Here is a 24,202-nt window from a genome sequence, read left to right as displayed (position 1 = left end):
TCTTCCTCTCTCAAGGCTTTTTGTAGTTTATCTATTTGTTGGGGATTGAGATGGTTTTTAGCTGGCATTTTTGTAGATATTGACTAAACTCATTTTTTATTATACCCTATTTAAAGGTACAACAGCTTATGAAATTACCCCTCATTTTCTAAGTGCAAATACTTAGAGAAGCGAGAAAGTGCGATCGTGATATTTCAAATTTTGCCTGTTTAGTTAACTTTCATTAGTCAAGCAGTTAGTTTTTGTTCCTTACACTGAGGTATTTCAATGGCTAAAAGTGATGAAATAGCGAAAGCGGCAGGTTCCGCTGCGGCAGGTGCTGCTGCGGGTGCTGTTGTGGTAGCTGCTTCTGGTTTTACGGCAATTGGTGCTATTGGTGGAGGTGCTGGTATGGGTGCTGCTGCTGGCCCCGTTGGTATAGCCGTAGGTGCATTAGCAGGTTTGGCATTTTACGGGATTAGCAAGGCTCTTTCTGATGACTAAACACTGACTCGCGCCAGGGACTTCAGTCCCTGGCTAATAACTAGGTGTTGATATTTAGCGCTTGTTGCACGAGTCCGCCAGGAGTTTAAACCCCTCGCGGATAGGTTGGTAAGCGCACAATCTATATCAATTTGAACCGCGAATTTCTAGCTCTAACTTAGCCAGTCCCTCAACTAAAAAGTGTCAACTTATGTCTTCTCAAGAATTTCAAGCAGCATACACCAGCATTTACAGTACAGGCACTTTCCTCTTACAATATCTCAAAGAATTCCGTGACGGCCTCCGCATTCAGGGAGATGAAAGTCAAGGGCTACAAAGCATTGAAGATGAAATTAACAAAGCTTTAAAGGCTTTGCAAGATCAGAAATATCAAGTAGCCGTCATAGCAGCAATGAAAGCTGGCAAAAGCACCTTCTTAAATTCTATCATCGGTGCTGATGTGCTGGCGAGTGAAACGGCCGCCTGTACTATCTGCCGTACAGATGTCCGACACATTAAACCAGGCGAAACTCCTAAACTTTTAGAGTATCGAGAAGGAGAAAGAAAACCAGTCATTCTTGTTGAGGGTGACGCTGGCGAAATTCAGAAAAAGTTCCTGCAGCGTACCCGTGAAATCCGAGAACAAGGCAATCCTGATAACACTACACGCTTTGAGATAGAGCATCCGATTGAAGCAATTAGCCAATTATCTTCTCTCACAGGCTTTACCCTAGTTGATACTCCCGGCCCTAATGAGTGGGAGTCTGCAAACTTCAACATAAATGAACTGAAGCAGACAGCACTAGAAGCACTGCGAACCTGCAATGCCATTCTGTTTATTTTAAACTACGCTTCCTACAAAGATAATGCAGTTGCTGATTTGTTTAAGGATGTTGTTGAAAATCGTAAGGATTTTATAGCTGAGAACACGGGAAAAATTTACTTTATTTTGAATAAAGTTGACCAAAAAACAGAGAGAGACAAAGAAATTGCTGATGTCATTAAAGATTTAGAGCGAGAGTTAGTTGGCTTTGGCTTTTGCAATCCAGTTATTTACCCTGCTAGTTCTCGACAAGGACTTCTAGCGAAACTGATTCAGCAAGGAAAAGCAACTGACAACGAGATAAAAGATTTTGAGGATTTCTTTAGTGCCAAATATGCTGAGAGAGATGAAAAAGGTAGGAGAGTAATTCCTTTACCTGAAGAGATTGCACCAAGAGCTTTGCAAGATAGCGGTATCCTGAACATTCAAGAAACAGTCATTCAAAAGATTACTCAAAATTCTGGCTGGAATTTATTGAGTGAGGTGGTGGCAGAAATCGATAAAGCTGCTAAGGCCATTGAGGATACTCTGAATACAGAAATTAAAGGTTGGGAAATGGGAATTGAAACCCTCAAACAAAAAGTAGAAGAGTACAGGAAACGCTCAGAAAATGCGAGGAGCCGAGTTGAATTAGTAAAAACAGCCGTGGAGGTACAAAAGCAAATACTAATTCAAGGATTTAGTCAAGGCATTAATGGATTTGCCGATGGAGCTAAAGATAAGATAGCTAGTGAGATAGATAAGATTGCCGAGCCAAAAAAAACTCAACTGACTCGTAAATTACCAGCGCCGAAATCTGACAATAGTGGCTTAGGACAAATGGTGGGAGAAATTGGAGAAGCACTATTAGGATTTTTCCCGGGTTTTGGTAAGGGCTTAGGCCAAGCATTCAATTTAACTGTATCTTTGTTGGATAAGCTGAGTGAATCTGTGCCTGACACTTTCAATAGTTCTGGATATGAACAGGCTGTTAAAAGTGAAAAACTAGACCCGTACATTATCCGGTGTAAAACTAAGGCGGAAGCTGAAAAAATTGTTAAAATAATTAATAATTATTGCGCGCCACATATTCAGAATTGGTGGATAGATACTCAGGATGAATTAGTTCGAGATGGGACAAAGATTCGCGAAGAGTTGGCAAGAAGAATTCAGGAAGATATCCAACAAATCTCCGATGAATTATCTAATTATCTTGGTGATGCTTTAGAAGTGAAACTGAACATCAACCCGATTCAGTTTCCTACCTTTGATTTTCCCGGAATTGATTCACGGATTAAAGATGTACAATTAGCAGTGGTTGTAGGAAATAGAAGGGAAGAAACAGGTAGAAAAAGTCGTTGCTGCAACTCTGATGAAGTCTATTATGCTGATGTTGATGTTACGGAAAATCGGGAATTTTTTGATGTTGATTTACGACAGACATTAGAGTCCGTAAATGGGAAAATAGATGAGCAGATATCTAGAAACCGACAACTTCTAGAGCGAGTTATTAATAAACAGATCTCTGCTGATTTCAGGAGTGCCGAAAAGCAAATCAATGATTACATTCAAAGGTTTCAAAATGACTTCGATCGCGTCTTGAAGGAACGGGAAACGAAGGAAGCAGAAGCGCCGGAAATTCGGGCTCGTCTTGAGTATCAAAAAGCCAAGCTTATTGAGTACCTCAGTCAATTAAGTTCGATTCGGGAATCTCTCAATAGTTGGAAGCCAGTTAAGTAAAGTTAGAGAAAGTACGATCGCCCTTTTCTTCCTAAAGTGCGATCGCCCTTATCTAACTTCTCTTCTCCTCACATTACTAAGCAACTGCAAGTTCATATTGCAGAACTAAAATTTCATCAGCTTTCAACATAGCCATAGCATATTCACTCCCTTGACTATCAGCAAACTCCACTAAATACTGACATTCCTTTCCCGTATCATACACTTCAACAATAGTTCCCACAAGTCCAACTGGCAAACTAGAAATAGATGCGTATTCTGGTTCCACTAGCGCTAATCGCGTATGGGAAATCGGCTTGAGAATCGCAACAGAATCCAAAACTCTAAAGTGTTTGATCATAGTTTAATAAAAGCGGAAATGCAACAACGGTTAGAATTAGTTGAAGTAATTTCCCAGAAGTACCTTCTCAAGGTTTTTAGGGCAGGTTTAGTTAGGATATACGCGATCGCAGCGAGTTTACCCCTTTCACGCACCCGCCCTCCCCACGCTAGGATTTACGCCTTACTTAAGCCTTAAGTTCGCGGCACTAAACTCAGAAGCCACAATCATCGACCCAATCCCCGCATCCGTAAATATTTCTTGCAGCAAAGCATGAGGAATTCGACCGTCAATAATGTGAGCACCCTTCACACCCTGAGCCAAACTCCGCACACAACAATTAACCTTCGGAATCATCCCCCCAGACACAACTCCCGACTCAACCAACTCTCTTGCTTCTTGAATATCCAACTTAGCAATCAGACTCTCTGGCTTGTGATAATCCTCTAAAATTCCCGCAGTATCAGTCATCAAAATCAACTTTTCTGCTCCCAAACCAGCCGCAATTTCCCCAGCCACCGTGTCAGCATTAATGTTGTAAGATTGACCGTTTTCATCGGCTGCCACGCTCGACACCACCGGAATATAACCGCTGTTCACCAAAGACTCCAAAATCTGGATGTTCACGCCGCTGACTTCACCCACAAACCCAATTCCTTCCCGGCCATCGGGACGAGCTTGAATCAGATTGGCATCCTTGCCGCACAATCCCACTGCTTTGCCACCAGCTTGGTTGATTAACGAAACAATTTCCTTATTTACTTTACCCACCAAAACCATTTCTACAACTTCCATCGTCGCCGCATCAGTCACTCTCAAACCATCCTTAAATTGCGGCTCAATTCCCAATTTTTCAAGCCAAATATTAATTTCCGGGCCGCCGCCGTGCACCACAACCGGACGCATCCCCACGCAAGCTAGCAGCACAATATCCCGAACCACCTTGTCTTTGAGATTGCTATCTTTCATCGCCGCACCGCCATATTTGACCACTATGGTGCGACCGGCAAAGTGTTGAATGTAAGGCAGTGCTTCGGACAGCACCTCTACTCGATTAGTATCCGAATTCCTAACAAAATCGCTTTGTTTGAGCATGGGTAAATTACAAAAGACTAAAAACTTAATTCTAAACTTTAATGGCTAAAGCACATATCAACAGCCACAAAAATCACTTTTTGCCTTGAATTTATCCACGCGCAGGCTCGATCGCCCTTATTGAGCCCAATCCTCAAAAAATGAATAGGTTTTTTTAATAATATGATTTAAAATTATGTATTCTAACTTATAAGATTTTTGCTAAAGTCAATAAATGTATAACTCCCTTGATTTACTTAACGTTTTATGTTAACTACAGTCGCTCAAGACTCCGAAAACCTTCAGTACAAGCTACCATTAGAGGCTGACTCCTCCCGCCGGATGACAGTATTTTGCGATTTAGACGGGCCCATAGTCGATGTGTCCGATCGCTACTATGCCACCTATCAAAAGGGATTAGCCGATACTCAAGCAGCTTATCTTGCTAGGGGAATCAACCTCAACCTCCAACTCCTCAGCAAACAGCAGTTTTGGCAAATGAAACAAAACCGAGTACCCGATGCTGAAATAGCCAAAAGTTCCGGCTTGTGCGGAGAAGAAATTCACGTTTTTCTCGGATGCGTGAGTCGGATTGTCAATCAGCCAGACTTGTTGCACTTAGATCGCATCCAGCCGGGAGTGCAATGGGCGATCGCACTTCTACACTCCCGCGGCGTGCGGCTGATTTTAGTTACCCTACGACCGAGAAATCAAGCCGTTCAACTGTTACAAAATTACGGTTTAGCCAGACTATTTACCAGCATTCGCGGAACTCAGATGGCGGATGCCGCCTATCACAACTATACAGCCTTAAAAACTGAATTGTTGGCTGAAGTTGCAGAAGAATTCGAGTCATCCCTGGGTTCGGCTTGGATGATCGGAGATACAGAAGCAGACATCCTCGCAGGAAAAGCATTAGGAATACCTACAATTGCCGTTACCTGCGGAATTCGCAGTCGCTATCAACTGCAAAAGCACCAGCCTAATTTCATTCTCAGCGACTTGATTATTGCCGTTCATCACTTATTAGGTTCCGGTCAACAAGTAATAGTAGAATGACTACACTTTACAGTAATTAGTTAACTGTTAACAGTTGACTAATTACTGTTGACTGACTAAGACTTTTCTAAATTCCTGGTCATTTCCCACAAGCGATTGAGGGGAAAATAAATCACCGGAGCCCAAAGACTGCTAAGAATAGCAGAACACAAAGCCACTCGCTGGTGATAGCTCCAAATTTCCAGTAAAGCCCGATCGCCCATAGCAAAAAATTGCAGCCCCATCACCGTTTCCGCTACCACCGCCATCCCAAATACAATTAACGCGATCGGAATCGGATCTCTCTCAACAATATCTGCTGGAATCGACCAGGTTTTCTGCAAAACAACTGTTAGGACTCCTACAACAACTAGACTGACAGCGTGGGTGGGATCAGGAGCCGTCATCGCATCTTGAAGAAACCCCAAAACCAAGCCCATGCTAGCGGCTCCCCAAACTGTACGTTTCCGCTTAATACTCCAAGCAACCAACCAAATTAACAGCCAGTTAGGTCCAATTCCCAGCAATTCCATTCCCGGCATCCGAGTGGGCAATATCAGTATGCACAGCATCACAGATAGAAATGTAACTGCGAAGTTGAGAAATTGGCGCGATCGCGAAGACATCCGAGATAAAGCTTTCATTGTTGCTGTGCTCCCTCAGATGCTGCTGAAGATTGACTCTGCGAATCCTTCGGTTCGGCTTGCTTAGAGTGCGGGTAAACCACCGCCCACTCTAGAGCATTCATCGGTGCAGAAAACTCAACCACAGCTTCTGGAGCCGGAGTTTTATTCATATCCACCGAAACCACTTTTCCCACAGGCAAACCAGCAGGGAACAACTGACTGTAAGAAGAAGTTGAAACCACATCCCCAGGCTTGACATTGGGAACATTCTCAAAAAACTCCATCACAGCCTGATTTCCGCCTTTCCCGCGCATAAAACCCATGTGGCGACTGCGGCTAACTCCCACACCCAATTGACTCGTAGCGTCGCTGATTAACAGCACCAAGCTAGTATTAGGAGTAACGCTGACCACCCGGCCTACCAAACCGCCGGGACCCATCACAGTAAAATCTGTTTTAATGCCATCGTTACTGCCACGCCCCAAGGTTACTTGCTGCCACCAGTGGTCGGCGCTGCGACCAACAATAGGAGCTACAATTCCTTGAGGTTTCTTAGGCGAAACGTAACCTAAAAGCTCTTTTAGCTTCTGATTTTGATTTTCTACTTCTAATAGCTGCGCTTGCAATTCTTGAGTGCGCGCCGAGATGATTTCCTCTTGCCCCGAGCCGTTGGCGTGAAACGGACGAGTCACCCAATTGTAAACTTCAAATACTGCCGCACCTTGTGTTTGTCGAACTCCCCAAGCGGCAGTTACAGCTAAACCTAGAAGAGCAATTTGCAGCCGCAGATCCCACCACTTTCGGAATGTATTTTTTAGCATAATTTCACTAATCTAAAATTGTTATGTCAGGATTTTAGATTTGAGATTGCAGCCGTATTTCTAAATCCACAATCCCAAATTTGTTAACTACATATTACGCGACGACTGCCCGCTGAAAACCCGTTCCAACTGTTTGTTTTCCAATACCCTACCAGTTCCCAAGACCACGCAGCACAGAGGATCTGCTGCCACGTGAGTGACAATTCCTGTTTCGTGACTGATCAGAGTATCTAAACCTTTCATCAGCGCGCCACCACCAGCCAGCATAATTCCCCTGTCAATAATATCTGCTGCTAATTCCGGGGGGGTGCGTTCCAAAGTACGCTTGACAGCTTCCACAATTACTGAAAGCGGTTCCGACATACTTTCGCGAATTTCCGGGCCTTTGATAGTAACAGTTCGCGGCAAACCCGACAGTAAGTGCAAGCCCCGCACTTCCATCATTACATCGTCATCCTCTGGAGTTGGATATGCAGAACCAACCTGAATCTTAATTTCTTCAGCAGTGCGTTCGCCGATGACCAAATTGTGAACTTTTTTCATGTATTGGACGATCGCCTCATTGAGTTCGTCGCCGGCTACCCGCACAGACTCACTGATCACCGTACCTTGCAAACTCAAAACCGCAACTTCCGTCGTACCTCCGCCGATATCTATAATCATATTGCCAGTCGCCTCCGCAACAGGCAGTCCAGCCCCGATCGCCGCAGCTATTGGTTCATCAATTAACCGTACTTCTCTAGCACCGGCCTGAGTCGCCGCCTCAATCACAGCACGCCTCTCGACTCCCGTGACACCGCTGGGTATGCCAATAATTATCCGCGGCGAAACTAAGCTTCGGCCTTCGTGAACTCTGCGGATAAAAGTCTTGAGCATCAATTCCGCCGTATCGAAGTCTGCAATTACCCCGTCGCGAAGCGGGCGAAGTGCTATGACGTTCCCTGGCGTGCGCCCGAGCATTTTCTTAGCTTCTTCTCCAACAGCCAGAGGTATTTTTAAGTCTTGGTCAATCGCCACTACAGAAGGTTCCTGCAGAACAATACCTTTGCCCGATACATAAACGAGCGTGTTAGCAGTACCGAGGTCGATACCCATATCTCTAGATAACGAAAATCGATTGAGAAGACCCACTGATTCGTACCCCCCCCAAAAACTAAAATACTATTGTGTGCAATAATGTTGTTACAAAAGTGTAACCGAGGTGGATTCTATTACGTTTTTCATCCTGAGTCTAGTCAGAAATGTACATTGTCGAGCTCAGGTTGAGCGCAGACTCGCCAATCATCCACCATAAATATGTTCTGGTAACTAGGTGTAAAATCAGGATGAAGCCCTCACAAGCACTGTTCCAAGTTCAGTTTGGAGGCTAGTGCGCCTGTGGACTGTTTAACTACATCACCGATCGACCACATTCCCCAAAAAGTTTATGAGTCTTAATGTTGTGACTTTAGTAGGCCGCGTCGGCGGCGACCCGGACGTGAAATATTTTGAGTCGGGTACAGTTAAGTGTAGTTTGACGCTGGCAGTGAACCGCAGAAATAAGAACAGCGATCAACCAGACTGGTTCAATCTGGAAATCTGGGGCAAAACAGCGCAGATTGCTGCTGACTACGTTCGCAAAGGCTCTCTAATTGGCGTAACAGGCTCTTTGAAGTTCGATCGCTGGCAAGACCGCAATACGGGTTCAAATCGCTCGAAGCCGGTAATAAAAGTAGACCATTTAGACTTGCTGGGTTCCAAACGCGACAACGAGTCGGGTATGCCGCAAAACAACAGCGAGTTCTAGTTTTTGGGGAATTGGGGAATTAATATTTGTGAATTGGGTGGGTGCTTGTGACTTCAGAAAAGTTAGAAATTGTTCAAACTGAGTACCAAGCTGGGCAAGTAGCTTTTGAGAGTGGCCGGTATGCTCAAGCTGTGCAGAGTTTAGAAACAGCTACCGGTTTAGTTGATCGAAATTCCCGGTTGGGTGGTGAGGTGCAGATGTGGCTAGTGACAGCCTACGAAGCCTCGGGCAATACAGAAAAGGCGATCGAGCTTTGTCGTTCGCTCACCCGCCATCCCCGCCAAGAAACCCGCCAGCAAGCAAAGCGCTTGCTGTTCATTCTCGAAGCTCCCAAACTCACTATCCCTCCTGAATGGATGGTGAAAATCCCTGATTTGGCAGCTTTAGATGAAAATCAATCAATCAGTTTTCAAGCTAATCCGAACGCTGATATCAAGTACGCTAAACCCAAGCCAGCCGTAGAGGAACCTGTAGATTTGAGTCAGGTTAATACGAAAGATAATAGGTTTATCTGGGTGGCGTTAATTGCGATCGGGCTAATTTTAGGCGGCTTATTTCTTAGTTATTAATCATTTTTTCATTCGCACAAACTCTATCTCTAGGGTGCGCCTCGGCGCACCTTACCCCTACTGAGAGAAGTTAAGCAATGCCTTTTAGCAATTATAAAAGTATCAGCGCGGTCGCCAAAGAATTCCAAATTAATTACCTACGGGATAATTTCATTGTCGAAACAGAATTTGCAGTCAGCGAAGTTTTTCGGAATGAATTAGAATTGATTTTCAATGACGGAGTATTTGACAACTCGGAAATCGCCATTTGTGAAAATATCATTTATCCTGTATTAAAAGAAGTTTGGAAAAATTATCGAAGTAATTTTCTCCTCTGGAGTCACCAAACCTTAGTGTATAATGAGAATCTGTGCGGAATTCCAGATTATATATTGGCTAAGCGCTCCCCCCTTGGCACAGTAGTTTTTGACAAGCCCTATTTCATATTAGTTGAAGCCAAGAAAGAGAGCGCCTTTGATGAAGGATGGGGGCAGTGTTTGGCAGAAATGATCGCCGTGCAGCGACTTAACAATGAACCAGAACAAACTATCTTTGGGATTGTTTCTAATGGGGCAATGTGGCAGTTTGGCAAGCTAAAATTAGCAATGTTTACGCAAAATAAAATTTTCTATACAATTCAGGACTTAGAGCGACTGTTTGCAGCCGTTAACTATGTTTTTAAACAGTGTGAATTACAATTAGAGGAGAAGGAAGAAGGAAGGAACGACACTGATTTAGACACGGATACACGGATTAATAATCCAGCATGAGGCAGGAGTCAGATGTTGAATAGCGATAATTGCTAAAATAAAAAAAAGACCAAACCAGAAAGGCTATTATTGTGAGCGATTCAACCGTAGACCAGATTTTGAAATTGGCCTCTCAGCGCGCGGATGCCGCTGAAGTATACTACCTGTCGAGTCAAGACACCCCCATCGAATTTGAAAACAATCGCCTCAAATCTCTGCAAACTAAAGCACTGCAAGGCGTAGCACTGCGCCTGATTTACCAAGGCAAAATCGGTTTTGCTAGTTCCACAGATTTAACGCGGATAGACGATTTAGTAGATGCAGCGATTCAAACAGCCGAAATCGGCGACCCCGCAGAATTTGAACTCGCCTCCAACTTCCACCTAAAAGGCTCGGAAACCACCTACACTCCGCCCACAACTCAAGAATTAGTCGAAAACGGCAAAAACCTCATCGAGCAAGTTCACGCCTACAATCCCGATATTATGGTAGATGTGGGCTTCCACGTCCGCAGCGGCCGCGTGAAAATTGCCACTACGCAAAACCTGTATGCCGAAAGAAGCAGCCAAATAGTCAGCGGCTCGATCGCGGGAAATTTGGTAAAGGGAGAAGACTTTATGCAAGCATATAGCTACGATGTCGCGCGCGATCGTCCCCTAGACACCAACAGCATCCTCCAATCACTCCTCGAAAAATACCGCCTCGCCGAACACTCAGCCACCATCACCAGCGGTTCCTACCCAGTATTATTTACCGCCAATGCCGCTGCTAGCACCCTCGGCGGCCTCTTTGATACCATCCTTTCAGGCCAAGCAGTAGTTCAAAAAGCCTCTCCCCTAGCCGACAAAATCGGCGAAACCTTATTTGACGAACGCTTTACCTTTTTTGAAGACCCCACTTTAGGCCCTTCTGCTTGTCCCTTTGACGACGAAGGTACACCCACCACCCGCAAAATCTTGATAGACAAAGGTACTGTCACCGGATTTTATTGGGATCGCAGGTGGGCCGCTCGCGCCGGTGTACAATCAACCGGCAACGGTTTTCGTGGCGGATTGTCTCGCCCAGGCCCTGATTTGACTAACTTTTGCATTTCCCCAGGAAATACCGCCACTCAAGACTTGATTGCTAGCATGGACGAAGGTCTAATAGTAGAGCAGGTTTTAGGTGCCGGTCAGTCCAATCAGTTAGCTGGCGAATTTTCAGTCAATTTGGACTTAGGCTATAAAGTAGAAAAAGGCAAAATTGTCGGCCGCGTCAAGAATACAATGGTGGCAGGCAGCATTTTTGAAGCCTTTAAAAATTTGGCAGATTTGAGTAGCGAAGCCGAATGGGTAGGCGGTGCGGCATATTTGCCGAGTATGCTGTTTCAACAGTTGGGTGTAGCTTCCAGGCAATAAGTTCAGTGCGGTTAATTCCAGGTAAGGCCGACACTGCTACCCGCAAAATGTGAGCAATCACGTCAAAAAAACCCGGTTTCTGCCAAAAATTCTCTATGAAATCGCCCTTCGGCCACCCAGAAACCGGGTTTTTGGTAAGCGGTTCGTAAGTCCAGACGTGCAAAACAAACATAGAAACAGTGTCGGCCATTCAACGGTTTGCTAATTCATGCAAATAGGTAAAAACAGGGAAAAATTTATAATGAAAGAGCCAAATGTCAAGGATGGAACTGGGAAGAAGAAAAAGCACTTTTTCTTTCTTTTACCTTTGGTTTTTTGCCTTTTAAATCTAGTGACGGGATGCGTTCAGTACGATGTCGGGGTGAACTTTGAGAGTCAAACTCGCGGCGAAATCGTGCAGCACATTAAACTGGGGGAAAGGTTGACGAGCTTCAGCAGCGAAACTGTTGGAGATTGGTTAAAAAGCGTAGAACGCCGGGTGAGGTTGCTGGACGGAAAAACTAAACGGCTTTCCCCGACAGAAGTTCTAGTGAGGATTCCTTTCAATAATGGAGCCGAGTTGCAAGACAAGTTTAACCAATTTTACAATCCCGTCGCACCAACCACAAAATCTCGGATCGCAAGTCCGCTAGAAACAGATTTGCCGAAGTTTGAATCTCACCTGAATGTCAAGCAGAATAATTTGTTATTGGTGCTGCGAAATCGGTTGAGTTTGGAATTGGATTTGCGCTCTCTTTCACTGCTTTCTTCTAATGGAAGTCTGCTGCTGAGCCCGGGGGGACTTTTGGAGCTAGACTTTAGCTTGAACACACCTTGGGGCGCCGAAAGTGTTGAAACTGTTGCCGGTGCGCTGGTTCCCGAAACCTATCAGCAAGGAAAACAGTTAGTTTGGAAGCTCAAACCCGGAGAAGTTAACTATTTGGAGGCGATATTCTGGATTCCCAGTCCCGTAGGAATTGGGGCCCTGATTATTGCTTTATTTGTGGCGGCGGGCATTGCTTTGAAATATCAAATATTGCCAGCACTGGGAATCGGTAAGAAACCGCAAAACCTCGGTCAAACCTAAAAAGGATATGTCCTGCAGGGGCGGGTTAACCAATCTCTTCAATCAAATCTCAGAGCTGCAATAAACCCGCCAATCCTCGGATATTATGGTTAATTGAGCAGATTTGATCTTATCAAAAAAGCTGGGAGAATCTGCCCAAAAACTGTTGACAAATGCGAAACAGTTTGCTTAACCTGAATTTAGAATTAGGAACAGAGAAAATGCGAGCGCTAAATTTCTTCTTTATCTTTCTGATTTGCTTGGCTCTAGTATTTTTCAGTATCGAAAATACAGAGCCAGTCGCGATTCAAGTTATCCAAGGCGTCCAAGTTAAAGCTCCGCTGTGCGTAGAACTAATTGTAGCGACTGGATTAGGGGCGACACTAGCGTGGCTGTTCAGTCTGTGGTCGAGAATGCAGCGAACCCTCGCCTCGCGCCAACAACTTCGCCAAGTTCGCGAAAAAGAGCAGCGGATTCAGGAATTAGAACAAAATCTTGAACGCTATAAAGCCGAAGTAGAAGCCAAACAACCTTTGTTAGAAAGTGCAGAACCGATAAGTTTAGAAATAGCAGCCATTGAGGACACAACTGCTGAAATCACCGCCACTTAACTTGATATGCTCTCTCGTTTTCGGAGAGAGAAAATCTAAAATCTAAAATCTAAAATCTAAAATCTAAAATCGAATGGCCGTTTCCCGAGACCAAGATGGTTTAGAAACGATTTCCGAGGGGATCGCAATTTTAATTGACCTAGCCGAACGGGGAGAAATTGATCCTTGGGACGTTAAGGTAATTGAAGTGTTCGATCGATGTCTGAGCAAGCTTACGAACGCCTCCGATGCGGATCAGAGTAAGGATTTCTCCGATTTGTCCCACTCCGGCCAAGCGTTTTTGTACGCTTCCATGCTGGTGTTGCTCAAAGCAGAAAGTATCGTCCTCTCCGAACCCCCCCCTAATCCCGACTCGGCCGACGAGGCGACGCTAGAAGACGCAGAGCACTCAGGCGGGCGACACTTGCCGCAGCATTTGGAGCGACAATTGCGCCGTCGCGGTGTAGCTCAACTACCGCAAAAACGCCCCGTAACTCTCCCAGAACTGATTGAGCAGTTACAGCTCATGAAAGCAGCAATGGAGCAGACAGTTACGCCCCGACGCCGCCCTACCTCAAAAATGCGATCGCAAGCGGCCCAGGCTATCTTTGAGCTAGCTCACCAAGAAAATCTCGTAGAAACTGCTAGCGAACTCGATCGGTTTCTGGCAGAACGCGGCTCGGAAATTGACGAAGGTTGGCTCGACTTGGACAAATTGCTAGAGCTCTGGCACCATAACGATTTGCACTCTCCTGTAAACCCAGAACACCCGGTATCGACTGGGGAAGTTCACTTGCCAAATCATGACCGTGTGGGTATTTTTTGGGCGTTGTTGCTGCTATCGGCTCAGTCTAAAGTAGAGTTGCTTCAAGAGGAGTTTTATCAAGACCTCAAAATCCGGGCGCTTTGAGCTTGCACGGTATTAGGTTCTCCGGCGAAACTAATAACTGTGCCGCTGCGTCGGTTAAAATTCCAGACAGAACCTCGCTCGCCGCCATTCTGCTGCTGAGTCTCGAATGCGGACAGCGGGAGTGCGAAGTTTTTGCTGATTCCCGATTCCTGGTTTCTTAAATTAAGCAAATAGGGAAGAGTCATTGATGGCCTGGTACGATGTCGCCTATAAACAGGTCAGGATTTTGCCGGGCTCGATCGATTCGATCGCAACCGCTAGCATCTAATTGTTGAGTTTATATCAATTAACAGAGGGTTGAGGAAGTTAAGAATGAAAGCGATGATTCTGGCGGCCGGTAAAGGCACTCGCGTCCGTCCCATTACTCAGACAATACCCAAACCGATGATTCCCATCCTGCAAAAGCCAGTGATGGAGTTTTTGGTTGAATTGCTCCGACAGCACGGATTTGACCAGATTATGGTCAATGTTTCCCACTTGGCAGATGTGATTGAAAACTACTTCCGTGACGGTCAAAAATTTGGGGTACAAATTGCCTATTCTTTTGAAGGGCGAATTGAGGAGGGAGAACTTATTGGAGAAGCTCTGGGTTCGGCTGGTGGCATGAAGCGGATTCAGGACTTCTCGCCGTTTTTTGATGATACTTTTGTGGTGCTGTGCGGCGACGCTTTGATTGACTTGGACTTGACTGCTGCTGTGAAGTGGCACCGGGAAAAGGGGGCGATCGCTACTATTGTGATGAAATCGGTTCCCCCCGAGGAAGTTCCCAGTTACGGTGTCGTAGTTACGGACGAGTCTGGCAAAATTAAAGCTTTCCAAGAAAAACCTTCTGTAGAAGAAGCTCTGAGTACCGACATCAACACTGGTATTTATATTTTTGAACCAGAAATATTCAATTACATCCCTTCGGGCGAGGAGTACGATATCGGTTCGCAGTTATTCCCCGCGCTAGTAGCAGCAGGTGCCCCTTTTTACGGGATTAGCATGGACTTTGAGTGGGTGGATATCGGCAAAGTTCCTGACTATTGGCGGGCAATTCAGAGCGTGCTGCTGGGCCAAGTTAAAAATGTTTCTATTCCGGGAATTGAAGTACGCCCCGGCATTTACGCGGGTTTGAATGTAGCTGTTAACTGGGATAAGGTTGATATTACTGGGCCTGTTTACATTGGCGGGATGACGATCATTGAGGATGGAGCAAAAATTATCGGCCCGACAATGATCGGCCCAAATTGTTGGCTTTGCAGTGGCGCCACTGTGGAAAACAGCGTGATTTTTGAGTATTCTCGTTTGGGCCCGGAGGTGCGGTTGGTTGACAAACTGGTGTTCGGGCGCTACTGCGTTGATAAAACTGGGGCTGCGATCGATTTGCAAGCGGCTGCTCTCGATTGGCTCATTACTGACGCTCGCCAAGTTTTACCGACTCAACACGGAGAAGAGCGGCGGGCGATATCGGAAATTCTCGGTCATGGTGCATAATTGCTAATTGCTAATTGCTAATTGGCAATTGCTAATTACTCAAGGTAAGGTGCGCTAGGCGCACCCTACTTTTACATTTATGATCTCAGCTTTTAATTCTGGTAAAGTGCTTAGGTGGCACGCTACATTTTAAGACTGAAGATAAGTATATTGGCTGAGACTCCGCTCGTAATTTTGTAGCAAAAGTTGGGCCTCGGAAAGAGTAATTTTATTTTGCTGCAAAGCTGCTTCTGTCTGACGGCGGATGCTTTCAACCAAATTTTCTGAATCGTACTGTACGTAGCTGAGGACTTCTTTCATAGTGTCTCCTTTCACAACGTGTTCGATATGATAGCCAGAAGGTGTTAGCTGAATGTGAACTGCATTAGCATCGCCGAATAAGTTGTGAAGGTTGCCCATAATTTCTTGATAAGCACCTCCCAAAAATAGCGCCAAATAGTAAGGTTCTCCAGGTTTAAGAGTATGCAGTTCCAAAACCGACTTCACATCTCGTAAATCAATAAATTGGTCGATTTTGCCGTCGCTGTCGCAGGTTAGATCGGCTAAAATACCGCGTTGAGTTGGTTCTTCGTCGAGTCGGTTAATGGGCATAATTGGGAACAATTGGTTAATTGCCCAACTGTCTGGGACTGACTGGAAAACAGATAAGTTGATGTAATAAATGGACGCCATCACCTTTTCTAAATCTTCCAAATCCTCCGATACATATTCTTTTTGCCGCGCGATTTTCTGTATTTTATCGCAGCAAGCCCAGTACAACTGTTCGGTTTTCGCCCGTTCCGCAATTCCCAAATAGCCTAAGTTAAATAAACTGACTGCTTCTTCCTTGAATTGGATGGCATCGTGATAAACTTCTTGGTAATTTTCGGGACTGATAGATTGGTAAATTTCGTAGAGATTGCGCGGAATTTGGTGGGCGTTTTCGTCTACTGGTTCGGGTACTTCTCTGGGGACATCGCTAGTACCGAGTACGTCAAAAACTAAGACTGATTGGTGAGAAGCGATCGCCCGCCCGCTTTCGCTAATGATAATTGGTACCGGGATTTTCCGCTCGTCGCAGGCATCTTTCACTCCCGCTACTACGTCGTTAGCGTAGTTTTGCATATTGTAGTTTTTGGAAGCGTGGAAGTTTGTTTTAGACCCGTCGTAGTCAACGCCGAGTCCGCCGCCTACGTCCAAGTAGTTCATATTAGCTCCCAATTTAGCTAATTCTACATAAATGTGGCTGGCTTCTCGAATGGCGTCTTTGATGACACTAATTGAGGAAATTTGAGAGCCGATGTGGAAGTGCAATAACTGCAAACAATCGAGCATTCCAGCTTTTTCTAGTTCGCCGACTGCACGGATAATTTCAGGAATTGTCAAGCCAAATTTTGCCCGATCGCCCGTGGAGCCTCCCCAGCGGCCCACGCCTTTGGTAGTGAGTTTTGCTCGGACTCCCAAAATCGGTTTAATGCCTAATGCAATGCTTGCGGCGATTGCGAGTTCTACTTCCTCTATTTGCTCCAGCACAATTACGGAAGTTTGCCCTAGCCGCTGCGCCAAAATAGCAGTTTCGATGTATTCGCGGTCTTTGTAACCATTACAAATTAACAAAGCGCCGGGAGTTTTCAATGTCGCCAAAGCTATCATTAATTCCGGTTTAGAGCCGGCTTCCAGTCCGAAGTGATGGGGTTCACCAAAACGCACCAAATCTTGAATTAATTGTCGGTGCTGGTTGCATTTAACTGGAAAGACACCGCGATAGACATTTTTGTAATTGTAGCGAGCGATCGCTCGGGCAAAACACGAATTTAAGCGCTCGATCCGGTCTTCCAAGATATCAGAAAATCGAATGAGCAGGGGCAAAGCCAAATTTCGCTGTTTCAGGGATTCTACCAGTTCGCACAAGTCGAGGGAACCGCCGCGATCGCCCTTGGGAGAAACTGTAACGTGACCGGCTGCATTGATCGAAAAATACGGTTCGCCCCAACCTTGAATGCGGTAGAGTTTCTCACTATCTTCTATTGTCCAAGATTTTTGTGGCAGTTGAGCCGCCGTTACCAAAGCACTGTCTGGTGCCGCCAAACTCGTGACTGTTGGCGAGTGAGTCGATAGCGGATCGAGATCGGAGAAAGCAGCGGTGGCTGGGGAACTCATCTTATCGGAAACCTCTTTTAGGACTGGTCAAATAGATAGTTTATCGCACATATCGGGTTTCCTGATGCAGTTGAAAAATCACTTTGGGTACACGGCCCGGCGATTTTAGATTTTAGATTTTAGATTTTAGATTTTTAGATTAAAGATTTTAGAATTGACTCCACAGATGGATGAAAATCGGGGATTGAACTAAAATCTCAACCGTGATTGCTCTCCAGGACTCATTTCTTCAAGCAAGTATCCGTATGTAGGTAAACTCGGAAACCCGGTTTCCGAGTTCACCCGCACCAAGAGAGTTGTCGGACGATCGATCGCCCGACACACACTAACCAAAAATCACCTCCGGCGGCGCCATGTCAGCCCCCATAACCAATCCCCCGTTATTAGACTTCTTCAAGCCCGGTTGAGGTGCTTTTTCTGGGGTCTTCTGAGCCGGTGCAACTGAGGCTGGCGGTGTCACCTGCGTTGGAGGTACTGCCTGTGCTCCTGGCACCACGGGTTGCTGCGACAGCCAACCCAAACCCCCTACAGCCCCAGCCATCAAAGCGGTGTAGCCGAGGTACAAATGCACCGGACGCATTTGAAAGCCTTCGGCTGACTCGGAATCGGAAACAGACACATACATACTGGGAATTGGACTCGCAGCGGGTTGGGGCAAAGCATTCGCCATAGCGCTGCCGTCTAGTCCCAAGGCGTCGCCGAGTCTGCGGATAAAACCTCTAACGTAAATATCTTGGGGCAGTTTGTCGATTTCCCCATTTTCGATCGATTCGATGTGGTGCAGCGGCACGAGAGTTTGACTGTGGAGTTGCTGCAGGGATAGGGAGCGAATTTGCCGTCCCTTACGCAATTCTCCACCCAACTCCCGCAGGCACTCTTCTCGCTGTTGAACGGCTAAAGCTGCTTGTTCTTCCTTGGTGAGTTTTTTCGGCTTTTTGGGAAAACCGAACCCTGGGAAGGATTTTCCGGGGACGGTGACAGGTGCAGGTGCAGCCGACTCGACTTTAATTTCGTCTTGGGGCCCTTGTTTGCTGTCTTCAGAAGTGTTACTTTCTCGATCGGAAATTTCAGTGTCGGATTCGGTTTGGGGCGGCGCTTCCACACTAGCGCTGCGCCAATAGAAGACAGGAAGAGCTACTGGTGGCTCCAATTCTTTAATTTCTGTCACCGTCTCAATGGCGGGACTTACAGCAGTAAAACTCTCTTGGGGTACTTGCTGTTCAATTTTGTTTTGTTTGGGAAATCTGTCAAATGCGAGCTTGACGGCTTCTCTGCTAACTGCTCTAATTAAAATTTCGGCAGCGGAAGCTGCTTCGCCCAACATTGTTTGCAAGCTAGCTAGAGCGTGGCTATAGGTGTCGCTACAGAGGAGTTCAGCTTCTATTTGACCTAGGACAGAACGAAAACTTTCTTGAGAAATTTCAATAGTTGGGTGATCTGTCACCCCATAATAAGCCTCGGGTTTCAGTGCCATGATATTCATGTTGTCTTGGTAGAAGGTATCTGAGTACGTTCTTCGACAGGTTGGCAGTGATTCCGGATGTAGGTTGGGGGAGTGAGGGAGAGTGGGAGGGTCGCAATTCCTGATTCGTGATTTCCGATTCCCAATTCCCACTTATCGATTCCCAATTCCCGATGCCAGTTTTCTATTGCTTGTGGATGCGATCGAGCAAAAAAAGAGCCCCGAAAATCCCGACAAAATGGGCAACAGTGGCGTGAGTATTGGCGAGTACCACAAATATATCTAGGGGCTGAATAAATCTGCCCACATCGACTGCGGCACCGAACAAGGCTTGCGGCTGAGCTAGAGATTTGGCTAAAAGCGTGCCGCTGATGGCTTCTGCGCCGATCAGCGTCAGCAGCATTCCTGACAAGTTGCTCCAAAGTGACAGCCGCACCTCTTTGATGGTGTCTGCTTTTTTGGGGCGGACAGCGTTAGCGGGCGATCGCAGTTGTCTCGACAAGCGGGTGAAGCGGAAAGAGCGATATACGCTGTAAGCGAGTACGGCTAGCCCGCAAATGGCAAAAAATACGCCCCCGCCGGTGCCGGCACTGTTTGAATTCGCTGCGGCGTTAGTGCTGGGGATGGCGAAGGGGATGGCAAAGAGCAAAATGATCGCCGCTACCACCCCTAGCACTAACTGTACCCAGAAGCAAACCCAGCCTGTTGTACGAAGGGCAAAGGCTACTCGCTGTACGGCGACAGGAAGCTTATCGTTATCTAACTGATTAGTCATATTTTGAGCGGATATAATTAATTGGCATTAGTTGGCAGCAGTTTTTTCTCTTCGGGGACGGTTGACGGCGCTTAACCCTCTTTATAATAGAAGTAGCAATGTTTAAGATTTGTAACTAACATTGGATTTCACATTTGAATAGCGTCGATCGCCAGGTACCCAAAGCAATGACACAACTACAACCCACCGTCACTCCGAAACTGGAACAGCCAAAGTTTGGCTTCAACAGCTACGCGGAACGCCTTAACGGTCGAGCCGCGATGATCGGTTTTTCTCTAACTTTAATTATCGAGTATGTCACAGGGCAGGGCTTGCTGTCCTGGTTAGGTCTCAACTAATTTTAGCTGTTTGGCGCGGTCAGCCTTACACTTTGTCTTGACTCGAACGGCAGCGGGCGTGACTTCTGCTGACCGCGACAAATTGGGGAATTGATTAAAATATTAATTACAAACAAGCCCAGCGACTTCTCTGTCGAGAGAGATCTGTTCCCGAATGCAATAGCTGGCTTTTGGAGGTGTATATGGGGTGGAATTTTGATTTAGACAAGCTTGGCAATTTTGCCTCGCTCCCGTACAATTCCCCACAGGCGAGAAGATTAATTTAGGTGAAGCTAGTCTTTGAGCTAGAAATCCCGATCGTTCCGCCAACTCTAAGTTTTAGAGCTTGTAAATAAATATAGAACAGAGTAAAACCAAATGAATGCTTCGTGGACGCGACTTTTGAGGTCAGCTTACCGTAGAGAACCAATTACCAGCTTTGTTGTGACAGTGGGCGTTGTCGATGCAGCCATCGGCAGCATGGGTGCGAGTGGCTCTTTATTGGCTTTTGGGCTGGGTACCGCTGGGGTGGCGATGGCTCTCCGCTGGTGGCAATTTTACCGCTCTGGAGCCGAACAACCCGCGCCTGCTCCGGAATACTATCTTCCTCCTCAGTCTTCTAGACCTCAGTTGCCCGTGCTTAATGTGTCTAAAAAAAATCCTCCTTATTAAGATTACCGGGCAATGGTGACTAGGCGATGTGCCGATCGACTCCCTGGATCTGAGGCACTCAAAGATAGGGCAAGAAAGTCTTTCGATCTTGGATGCTTGGTTTATGAATATTTCTGTTGCCGAGAAACTGTACAAAATTGGCTCTGTAGCTGCCTGTAGCGGTTTGTCGGTGAAAACTGTTCGTTACTATGAGGAGATGGGCTTGCTGTCTCCTGCGGTAAAGCGATCGCCCGCTGGTTATCGCTTGTTTGGCGAAACGGTATTTAACAGGTTGGCGTTTATTAAACGATCTCAGACTCTGGGTTTGAGCCTTCAGGAGATTAAGGATATTTTACAAGTTCGCGATCGGGGAGAGTTGCCTTGCTCTGAAGCGAAGCAGCATCTAACGGCTAAGGTAGAGGAAATTTCCGTGCAAATTGCAGCCTTAGAAACTTTGAAGGGGGAGTTGCAAGGCATTCTCAACTGCTGGCAAGAGCAACCCTCCCAGGCGAGCATTACTAACACGATTTGTCCGAACATTCAGCGGGATTGAGCAGCGGAAAGATACAAAAAAAGGGAAGGAATTATAGGTTTCCTTCCCTTGATGGTTTTGTTGGTGATTTTGTCGATCGTGTTGAGCTTTTAACTGTTTTCGCAGAGTTTGCTGTTGCTTTTTGAGTTGTCTAGCCCTGGCTGAGCCGCCTTTACCTTTGGAGTTTCTACCCTCGCTGCGAGGAGACTCCCAACTTTTTAGTCTCATGTTTTTAAGTGTTTGCACTACTTCTATAATACACCGCCAGATTTTCACTGTCAAGTATTTTTTAGACTGATGTTTTCTAGTATCAACTTTTGACTGATGGGGATTTGCTACTGACATAGCGATTGTGCGCCCATTGCCTGCGGCTGGTTACATCTACGCGCTTTTTGACAATTTGGGATGTAAGGGCGATCGCGCTTTTTGACAATTTGGGATGTAAGGGCGATCGCTATTAGGTCATTATTCCGCACTGTTTGCTAAAATTATTTAAGTCAGCTTTAAAAACTGCCATGACCCAAGCTACCTCAATAACAACTGAATATCAAATAACTGTGAGTTCTCCAGTCTGGCAAAGAGTTGAGCAAATTGCCGGAGAATTTAATTTGTCAGTTTCTGAACTATTGGAACAGATAGGCGAAGGTCAACTGAAAGTTGTTGCGGTTGCAACTAATTCGGAAAAAATCAGCGATCGAGATATTGCAAATGCTTTCATTTGGTTAGCCGCGCAAACTAATGTAGAAATCAATGTCTACAAGCTACAAAAACTCATGTATTACGCTCAAGCTTGGTATTTAGGAGTTTACGGCACGCCACTATTTGATTCAGATTTTCAAGCAGGGATTCACGGGCCGGTGATTCCTGATTTATTAGAAAAGTATCAACGCCAATTTAGCTGGGCACCAATTACAGAGAAAATCGAACAACCAAAAGTACCCCAAAAAGTTGGCCAATTTCTCGAAGAAGTTGCGGAGGCATATTTTGAGTATGATGATGAAACTTTGGAACGCATGATTTGCAGTGAAATGCCTTGGCTAGAAGCGAGAGGGAATGTACCCAGAGACGAATCTTGTCATGGGATTATTTCTCACGAATCGATGAAAAAATATCATTCGGGTCGTGTCTTCTCTAAACAATAGAAGCAAGGGCGATCGCGCTTTTTGACAAATTGGGATGTAAGGGCGATGGCGATTTCTAGTAACTAGGATATCAGCAGCTAGGATTTGGGCTTAATCTCTGGCAATTTAAAACTTAATTGGTAATATGGATAAAATTAAGGAGTTTCTGTTTTAATTCTATTGCTTATTAGCGTGTAGTTTTTTTGATAATCAGCAAGCTTTTCTTTAGCTTGAGCTTCCACAAATGTACCTTGAGGAATAGCATTTAACAAGTTGAGCGCCTGCTGCAATTTTGATTGAGCATTCTGCCAGACTTCTTTAGGATGAGGTGGATTATTCACCATGATGGCAGCTTCCCATGCTAGTTTTTGGGCGGATTCTAAATTAGTGGCTGCTTTCTGTTCAGTGACAATTCTATTAGTAATCGCCTGATAGTTAGTTCGATAAACACTTAGCTTTTCTTGAGCTTGAGTTGCAACAGGCGAATTATCGGGAATTGCCTCTAACAATTTGATTGATTCCTGCCACTTCCCTTGTACTTGCTGCCAATTTTCTAGTGGATGGGGTGGATTTTGAGTCATAACGGCAGCTTCCATGGCTAGTTTTTGAGCGACTGCTAAATTTGTTGCTGTTGGGTCTGGCTGAGGAATAGGTGTTAAGGTGGGTGAAGGTTCATAATTTGGTTTTTGCTCCCCAACATTTAGAGGAATTCCCGAATTTGGTATTGTCTGCTGACTCGGTGAAATTTGAAAGGTAGTTTTCCAGCCGATAAAACCCAAAACTCCTAGAGCCAGTGTGGATAGTATCAGTATCCAGCCACTTCTACCCCCGCGTCTTTGCTCTGAAGACATGGTACGGTCAATAGGATTTAGAGATTCTCCTGTCTGTGTGGATCTTTCGCTTTGCTTACGACTAGGTTTTTTTTGTTCCTTGTGACGGCGTTCTTTTTCTAGGTGTTTAAGAGATTGTTCGCCCTGTCCTCTTAAGCTATTAGCCCGGTCATTTAAAGTATTAGCTTTTTCTTTTAAAGATACACATTCATTCAAGATAATTCCTAATGTTGTAGTTTGACCCTCATAAGATATAATAAGCCCATGCTCTTCATCAAACCATTCTATCGCAAACACTGATTCCCCAAAGTAAGATATAAAAGCTTTTATGCGCTCAATTGGCTCGACATTACGTTCAAGATTTTGTACGATAGTATCCAGTTTTGGCTGAACCTGTTTTAGCTGTTCTTGAGCTACCTTTATTTGCTGAACCTGTTGCCTTAAACTTTGCTCTTCATCAAAGTCTATATGAATTCTTAAATTTTCATCAATTTGCCTTACTTCTTCTGGGACACTTAGAGATTTCCTTTCCCATTCTAGTTTGATCAATAATTGTGAATCATTTAAAATATTTTCTGCTATATTCTTTAGACCATCGCCCCACTCAATTAAGTTTTCAACATTTTCTATTAAGTCAGCAAGAGACGTTTCCTTATCTGGATCGCCCAATTTTTCAGCAAGTAAGCCACTCCCTGCCGATACAAGTGCATCTACTAAAAATCCACCAGGTATTAACCAGCCTGCAACTGCCCCTAACAAAGGTATCGCTCCCAAAAATCCTTTATTGAATCTCTCATTATTTAATACTTGTTCAAGTTCCTTGCCAATAGTATTTAGTCGCTTTAGAAGATTATCAATCTTCCCAATTTCACGTCTGATTTCGCTAGGATTGCCAATAGTAAGTTTCATTTCCTCGGCAATTTCTGGCAGTTGCTTTAGAAGGTTTTCAATGTCAGCCATGATTTACTCTCCTTTAGAGTGGGGGAATCCCC

25 protein-coding genes are annotated in these 24,202 nt (G+C 45.3%); 15 read left to right on the top strand and 10 right to left on the bottom strand.

The window, feature by feature from the left end:
• The first annotated feature begins 267 nt into the window (after nucleotides 1-267).
• Nucleotides 268-483: a hypothetical protein gene (locus QT996_RS10470; RefSeq protein ID WP_333046384.1), complete on the top strand. Its 216-nt coding sequence runs from the start codon at nucleotides 268-270 to the stop codon at nucleotides 481-483.
• A gap of 190 nt (nucleotides 484-673) precedes the next feature.
• The gene (locus tag QT996_RS10465; protein WP_333046383.1) at nucleotides 674-3,004 is read left to right on the top strand and encodes a dynamin family protein; all 2,331 of its coding nucleotides are present in this window, start codon (nucleotides 674-676) and stop codon (nucleotides 3,002-3,004) included.
• Nucleotides 3,005-3,080: 76 nt separating this feature from the next.
• Here the strand turns inward: QT996_RS10465 and QT996_RS10460 are convergent, their stop codons facing one another.
• A complete protein-coding gene (locus QT996_RS10460) occupies nucleotides 3,081-3,344 on the bottom strand; it encodes a DUF4926 domain-containing protein (RefSeq protein ID WP_333046381.1) in 264 nt (87 codons plus the stop codon).
• A 162-nt stretch (nucleotides 3,345-3,506) separates the two neighbouring features.
• Nucleotides 3,507-4,418: an acetylglutamate kinase gene (argB, locus tag QT996_RS10455; RefSeq protein ID WP_333046380.1), complete on the bottom strand. Its 912-nt coding sequence runs from the start codon at nucleotides 4,416-4,418 to the stop codon at nucleotides 3,507-3,509.
• Between the two features lie 246 nt (nucleotides 4,419-4,664).
• Between argB and QT996_RS10450 the strand changes: the two genes are divergently transcribed.
• Entirely contained in the window at nucleotides 4,665-5,456 is a 792-nt protein-coding gene (locus QT996_RS10450; RefSeq protein WP_333046378.1) for an HAD family hydrolase, read from the top strand.
• 56 nt (nucleotides 5,457-5,512) lie between these two features.
• Here the strand turns inward: QT996_RS10450 and mreD are convergent, their stop codons facing one another.
• From mreD to QT996_RS10435, 3 genes are all read right to left on the bottom strand, one after another.
• Nucleotides 5,513-6,079 (bottom strand): rod shape-determining protein MreD, encoded by a 567-nt coding sequence (mreD, locus tag QT996_RS10445; RefSeq protein WP_333046375.1) that lies wholly within the window; start codon nucleotides 6,077-6,079, stop codon nucleotides 5,513-5,515.
• On the bottom strand, nucleotides 6,076-6,882 hold the full coding sequence (gene mreC / locus QT996_RS10440; RefSeq protein WP_333046373.1) for a rod shape-determining protein MreC: 807 nt from the start codon (nucleotides 6,880-6,882) through the stop codon (nucleotides 6,076-6,078). Before mreC ends, mreD begins: the two co-directional genes overlap by 4 nt.
• An 87-nt stretch (nucleotides 6,883-6,969) precedes the next feature.
• Nucleotides 6,970-7,977, bottom strand: coding sequence for a rod shape-determining protein (locus QT996_RS10435; RefSeq protein ID WP_006632285.1), 1,008 nt, complete (start codon nucleotides 7,975-7,977; stop codon nucleotides 6,970-6,972).
• A gap of 331 nt (nucleotides 7,978-8,308) precedes the next feature.
• Here QT996_RS10435 and QT996_RS10430 point away from each other — a divergent pair, with 331 nt between their 5' ends.
• The 7 genes from QT996_RS10430 (at nucleotide 8,309) to QT996_RS10400 (ending at nucleotide 13,907) form a co-directional block, all read left to right on the top strand.
• Nucleotides 8,309-8,668 carry a single-stranded DNA-binding protein gene (locus QT996_RS10430; protein ID WP_333046371.1) on the top strand — a complete coding sequence of 120 codons (360 nt, stop codon included), beginning with the start codon at nucleotides 8,309-8,311 and terminating at the stop codon, nucleotides 8,666-8,668.
• 47 nt (nucleotides 8,669-8,715) lie between these two features.
• Nucleotides 8,716-9,237, top strand: coding sequence for a tetratricopeptide repeat protein (locus QT996_RS10425; RefSeq protein WP_333046370.1), 522 nt, complete (start codon nucleotides 8,716-8,718; stop codon nucleotides 9,235-9,237).
• Nucleotides 9,238-9,314: 77 nt separating this feature from the next.
• Entirely contained in the window at nucleotides 9,315-9,986 is a 672-nt protein-coding gene (locus QT996_RS10420) for a hypothetical protein (protein WP_333046369.1), read from the top strand.
• A gap of 71 nt (nucleotides 9,987-10,057) precedes the next feature.
• Nucleotides 10,058-11,362, top strand: coding sequence for a TldD/PmbA family protein (locus tag QT996_RS10415; RefSeq protein ID WP_333046368.1), 1,305 nt, complete (start codon nucleotides 10,058-10,060; stop codon nucleotides 11,360-11,362).
• Nucleotides 11,363-11,603: 241 nt separating this feature from the next.
• Entirely contained in the window at nucleotides 11,604-12,428 is an 825-nt protein-coding gene (locus tag QT996_RS10410; RefSeq protein ID WP_333046365.1) for a DUF3153 domain-containing protein, read from the top strand.
• 200 nt (nucleotides 12,429-12,628) lie between these two features.
• The gene (locus tag QT996_RS10405) at nucleotides 12,629-13,018 is read left to right on the top strand and encodes a LapA family protein (RefSeq protein WP_333046363.1); all 390 of its coding nucleotides are present in this window, start codon (nucleotides 12,629-12,631) and stop codon (nucleotides 13,016-13,018) included.
• Between the two features lie 73 nt (nucleotides 13,019-13,091).
• Entirely contained in the window at nucleotides 13,092-13,907 is an 816-nt protein-coding gene (locus QT996_RS10400; RefSeq protein ID WP_333046362.1) for a segregation/condensation protein A, read from the top strand.
• Here QT996_RS10400 and QT996_RS10395 read toward each other — a convergent pair.
• Nucleotides 13,880-14,092 (bottom strand): hypothetical protein, encoded by a 213-nt coding sequence (locus tag QT996_RS10395; RefSeq protein WP_333046360.1) that lies wholly within the window; start codon nucleotides 14,090-14,092, stop codon nucleotides 13,880-13,882. The two genes, QT996_RS10400 and QT996_RS10395, sit on opposite strands and share 28 nt — an antisense overlap.
• 127 nt (nucleotides 14,093-14,219) lie before the next feature.
• On the opposite strand from QT996_RS10395, the gene QT996_RS10390 reads away from it, so the two are divergent.
• The gene (locus QT996_RS10390; protein WP_333046358.1) at nucleotides 14,220-15,383 is read left to right on the top strand and encodes an NDP-sugar synthase; all 1,164 of its coding nucleotides are present in this window, start codon (nucleotides 14,220-14,222) and stop codon (nucleotides 15,381-15,383) included.
• Between the two features lie 129 nt (nucleotides 15,384-15,512).
• On the opposite strand, the gene speA is transcribed toward QT996_RS10390, so the two are convergent.
• The 3 genes from speA to QT996_RS10375 form a co-directional block, all read right to left on the bottom strand.
• Nucleotides 15,513-17,522 (bottom strand): biosynthetic arginine decarboxylase, encoded by a 2,010-nt coding sequence (gene speA / locus QT996_RS10385; protein WP_333046356.1) that lies wholly within the window; start codon nucleotides 17,520-17,522, stop codon nucleotides 15,513-15,515.
• Between the two features lie 325 nt (nucleotides 17,523-17,847).
• Nucleotides 17,848-18,996 carry a helix-turn-helix domain-containing protein gene (locus QT996_RS10380; RefSeq protein WP_333046355.1) on the bottom strand — a complete coding sequence of 383 codons (1,149 nt, stop codon included), beginning with the start codon at nucleotides 18,994-18,996 and terminating at the stop codon, nucleotides 17,848-17,850.
• A gap of 172 nt (nucleotides 18,997-19,168) precedes the next feature.
• Complete coding sequence (locus QT996_RS10375) at nucleotides 19,169-19,759, bottom strand: DUF3611 family protein (protein ID WP_333046353.1); 591 nt, start codon at nucleotides 19,757-19,759, stop codon at nucleotides 19,169-19,171.
• Between the two features lie 167 nt (nucleotides 19,760-19,926).
• Between QT996_RS10375 and QT996_RS10370 the strand changes: the two genes are divergently transcribed.
• The 4 genes from QT996_RS10370 (at nucleotide 19,927) to QT996_RS10355 (ending at nucleotide 22,401) form a co-directional block, all read left to right on the top strand.
• Complete coding sequence (locus QT996_RS10370; protein ID WP_172186391.1) at nucleotides 19,927-20,097, top strand: hypothetical protein; 171 nt, start codon at nucleotides 19,927-19,929, stop codon at nucleotides 20,095-20,097.
• Nucleotides 20,098-20,454: 357 nt separating this feature from the next.
• Nucleotides 20,455-20,748: a hypothetical protein gene (locus QT996_RS10365; RefSeq protein WP_333046352.1), complete on the top strand. Its 294-nt coding sequence runs from the start codon at nucleotides 20,455-20,457 to the stop codon at nucleotides 20,746-20,748.
• Nucleotides 20,749-20,851: 103 nt separating this feature from the next.
• Nucleotides 20,852-21,280 carry a heavy metal-responsive transcriptional regulator gene (locus QT996_RS10360; RefSeq protein ID WP_333046350.1) on the top strand — a complete coding sequence of 143 codons (429 nt, stop codon included), beginning with the start codon at nucleotides 20,852-20,854 and terminating at the stop codon, nucleotides 21,278-21,280.
• A 494-nt stretch (nucleotides 21,281-21,774) separates the two neighbouring features.
• Nucleotides 21,775-22,401, top strand: a complete 627-nt coding sequence (locus QT996_RS10355; protein WP_333046347.1) for a type II toxin-antitoxin system antitoxin SocA domain-containing protein — start codon at nucleotides 21,775-21,777, stop codon at nucleotides 22,399-22,401.
• A 134-nt stretch (nucleotides 22,402-22,535) separates the two neighbouring features.
• Here the strand turns inward: QT996_RS10355 and QT996_RS10350 are convergent, their stop codons facing one another.
• A complete protein-coding gene (locus tag QT996_RS10350; RefSeq protein WP_333046346.1) occupies nucleotides 22,536-24,170 on the bottom strand; it encodes a hypothetical protein in 1,635 nt (544 codons plus the stop codon).
• Nucleotides 24,171-24,202 lie beyond the last annotated feature (32 nt).

Source organism: Microcoleus sp. S13C4, from assembly GCF_036700865.1.
In the GTDB taxonomy this organism is placed as follows: Bacteria; Cyanobacteriota; Cyanobacteriia; order Cyanobacteriales; family Microcoleaceae; genus Microcoleus.
Note: the sequence above shows the minus strand (reverse complement) of the source record. Positions and strands in the feature narration are given on the sequence as shown.

Excerpts from the sequence above, each read along its gene's own strand:
- QT996_RS10470 (WP_333046384.1), top strand. The coding sequence starts at position 268 with ATGGCTAAAAGTGATGAAATAGCGAAAGCGGCAGGTTCCGCTGCGGCA.
- QT996_RS10465 (WP_333046383.1), top strand. The coding sequence starts at position 674 with ATGTCTTCTCAAGAATTTCAAGCAGCATACACCAGCATTTACAGTACA.
- QT996_RS10460 (WP_333046381.1), bottom strand. The coding sequence starts at position 3,344 with ATGATCAAACACTTTAGAGTTTTGGATTCTGTTGCGATTCTCAAGCCG.
- argB (WP_333046380.1), bottom strand. The coding sequence starts at position 4,418 with ATGCTCAAACAAAGCGATTTTGTTAGGAATTCGGATACTAATCGAGTA.
- QT996_RS10450 (WP_333046378.1), top strand. The coding sequence starts at position 4,665 with ATGTTAACTACAGTCGCTCAAGACTCCGAAAACCTTCAGTACAAGCTA.
- mreD (WP_333046375.1), bottom strand. The coding sequence starts at position 6,079 with ATGAAAGCTTTATCTCGGATGTCTTCGCGATCGCGCCAATTTCTCAAC.
- mreC (WP_333046373.1), bottom strand. The coding sequence starts at position 6,882 with ATGCTAAAAAATACATTCCGAAAGTGGTGGGATCTGCGGCTGCAAATT.
- QT996_RS10435 (WP_006632285.1), bottom strand. The coding sequence starts at position 7,977 with ATGGGTATCGACCTCGGTACTGCTAACACGCTCGTTTATGTATCGGGC.
- QT996_RS10430 (WP_333046371.1), top strand. The coding sequence starts at position 8,309 with ATGAGTCTTAATGTTGTGACTTTAGTAGGCCGCGTCGGCGGCGACCCG.
- QT996_RS10420 (WP_333046369.1), top strand. The coding sequence starts at position 9,315 with ATGCCTTTTAGCAATTATAAAAGTATCAGCGCGGTCGCCAAAGAATTC.
- QT996_RS10410 (WP_333046365.1), top strand. The coding sequence starts at position 11,604 with ATGAAAGAGCCAAATGTCAAGGATGGAACTGGGAAGAAGAAAAAGCAC.
- QT996_RS10405 (WP_333046363.1), top strand. The coding sequence starts at position 12,629 with ATGCGAGCGCTAAATTTCTTCTTTATCTTTCTGATTTGCTTGGCTCTA.
- QT996_RS10400 (WP_333046362.1), top strand. The coding sequence starts at position 13,092 with ATGGCCGTTTCCCGAGACCAAGATGGTTTAGAAACGATTTCCGAGGGG.
- QT996_RS10395 (WP_333046360.1), bottom strand. The coding sequence starts at position 14,092 with ATGACTCTTCCCTATTTGCTTAATTTAAGAAACCAGGAATCGGGAATC.
- QT996_RS10390 (WP_333046358.1), top strand. The coding sequence starts at position 14,220 with ATGAAAGCGATGATTCTGGCGGCCGGTAAAGGCACTCGCGTCCGTCCC.
- speA (WP_333046356.1), bottom strand. The coding sequence starts at position 17,522 with ATGAGTTCCCCAGCCACCGCTGCTTTCTCCGATCTCGATCCGCTATCG.
- QT996_RS10380 (WP_333046355.1), bottom strand. The coding sequence starts at position 18,996 with ATGGCACTGAAACCCGAGGCTTATTATGGGGTGACAGATCACCCAACT.
- QT996_RS10375 (WP_333046353.1), bottom strand. The coding sequence starts at position 19,759 with ATGACTAATCAGTTAGATAACGATAAGCTTCCTGTCGCCGTACAGCGA.
- QT996_RS10370 (WP_172186391.1), top strand. The coding sequence starts at position 19,927 with ATGACACAACTACAACCCACCGTCACTCCGAAACTGGAACAGCCAAAG.
- QT996_RS10365 (WP_333046352.1), top strand. The coding sequence starts at position 20,455 with ATGAATGCTTCGTGGACGCGACTTTTGAGGTCAGCTTACCGTAGAGAA.
- QT996_RS10360 (WP_333046350.1), top strand. The coding sequence starts at position 20,852 with ATGAATATTTCTGTTGCCGAGAAACTGTACAAAATTGGCTCTGTAGCT.
- QT996_RS10355 (WP_333046347.1), top strand. The coding sequence starts at position 21,775 with ATGACCCAAGCTACCTCAATAACAACTGAATATCAAATAACTGTGAGT.
- QT996_RS10350 (WP_333046346.1), bottom strand. The coding sequence starts at position 24,170 with ATGGCTGACATTGAAAACCTTCTAAAGCAACTGCCAGAAATTGCCGAG.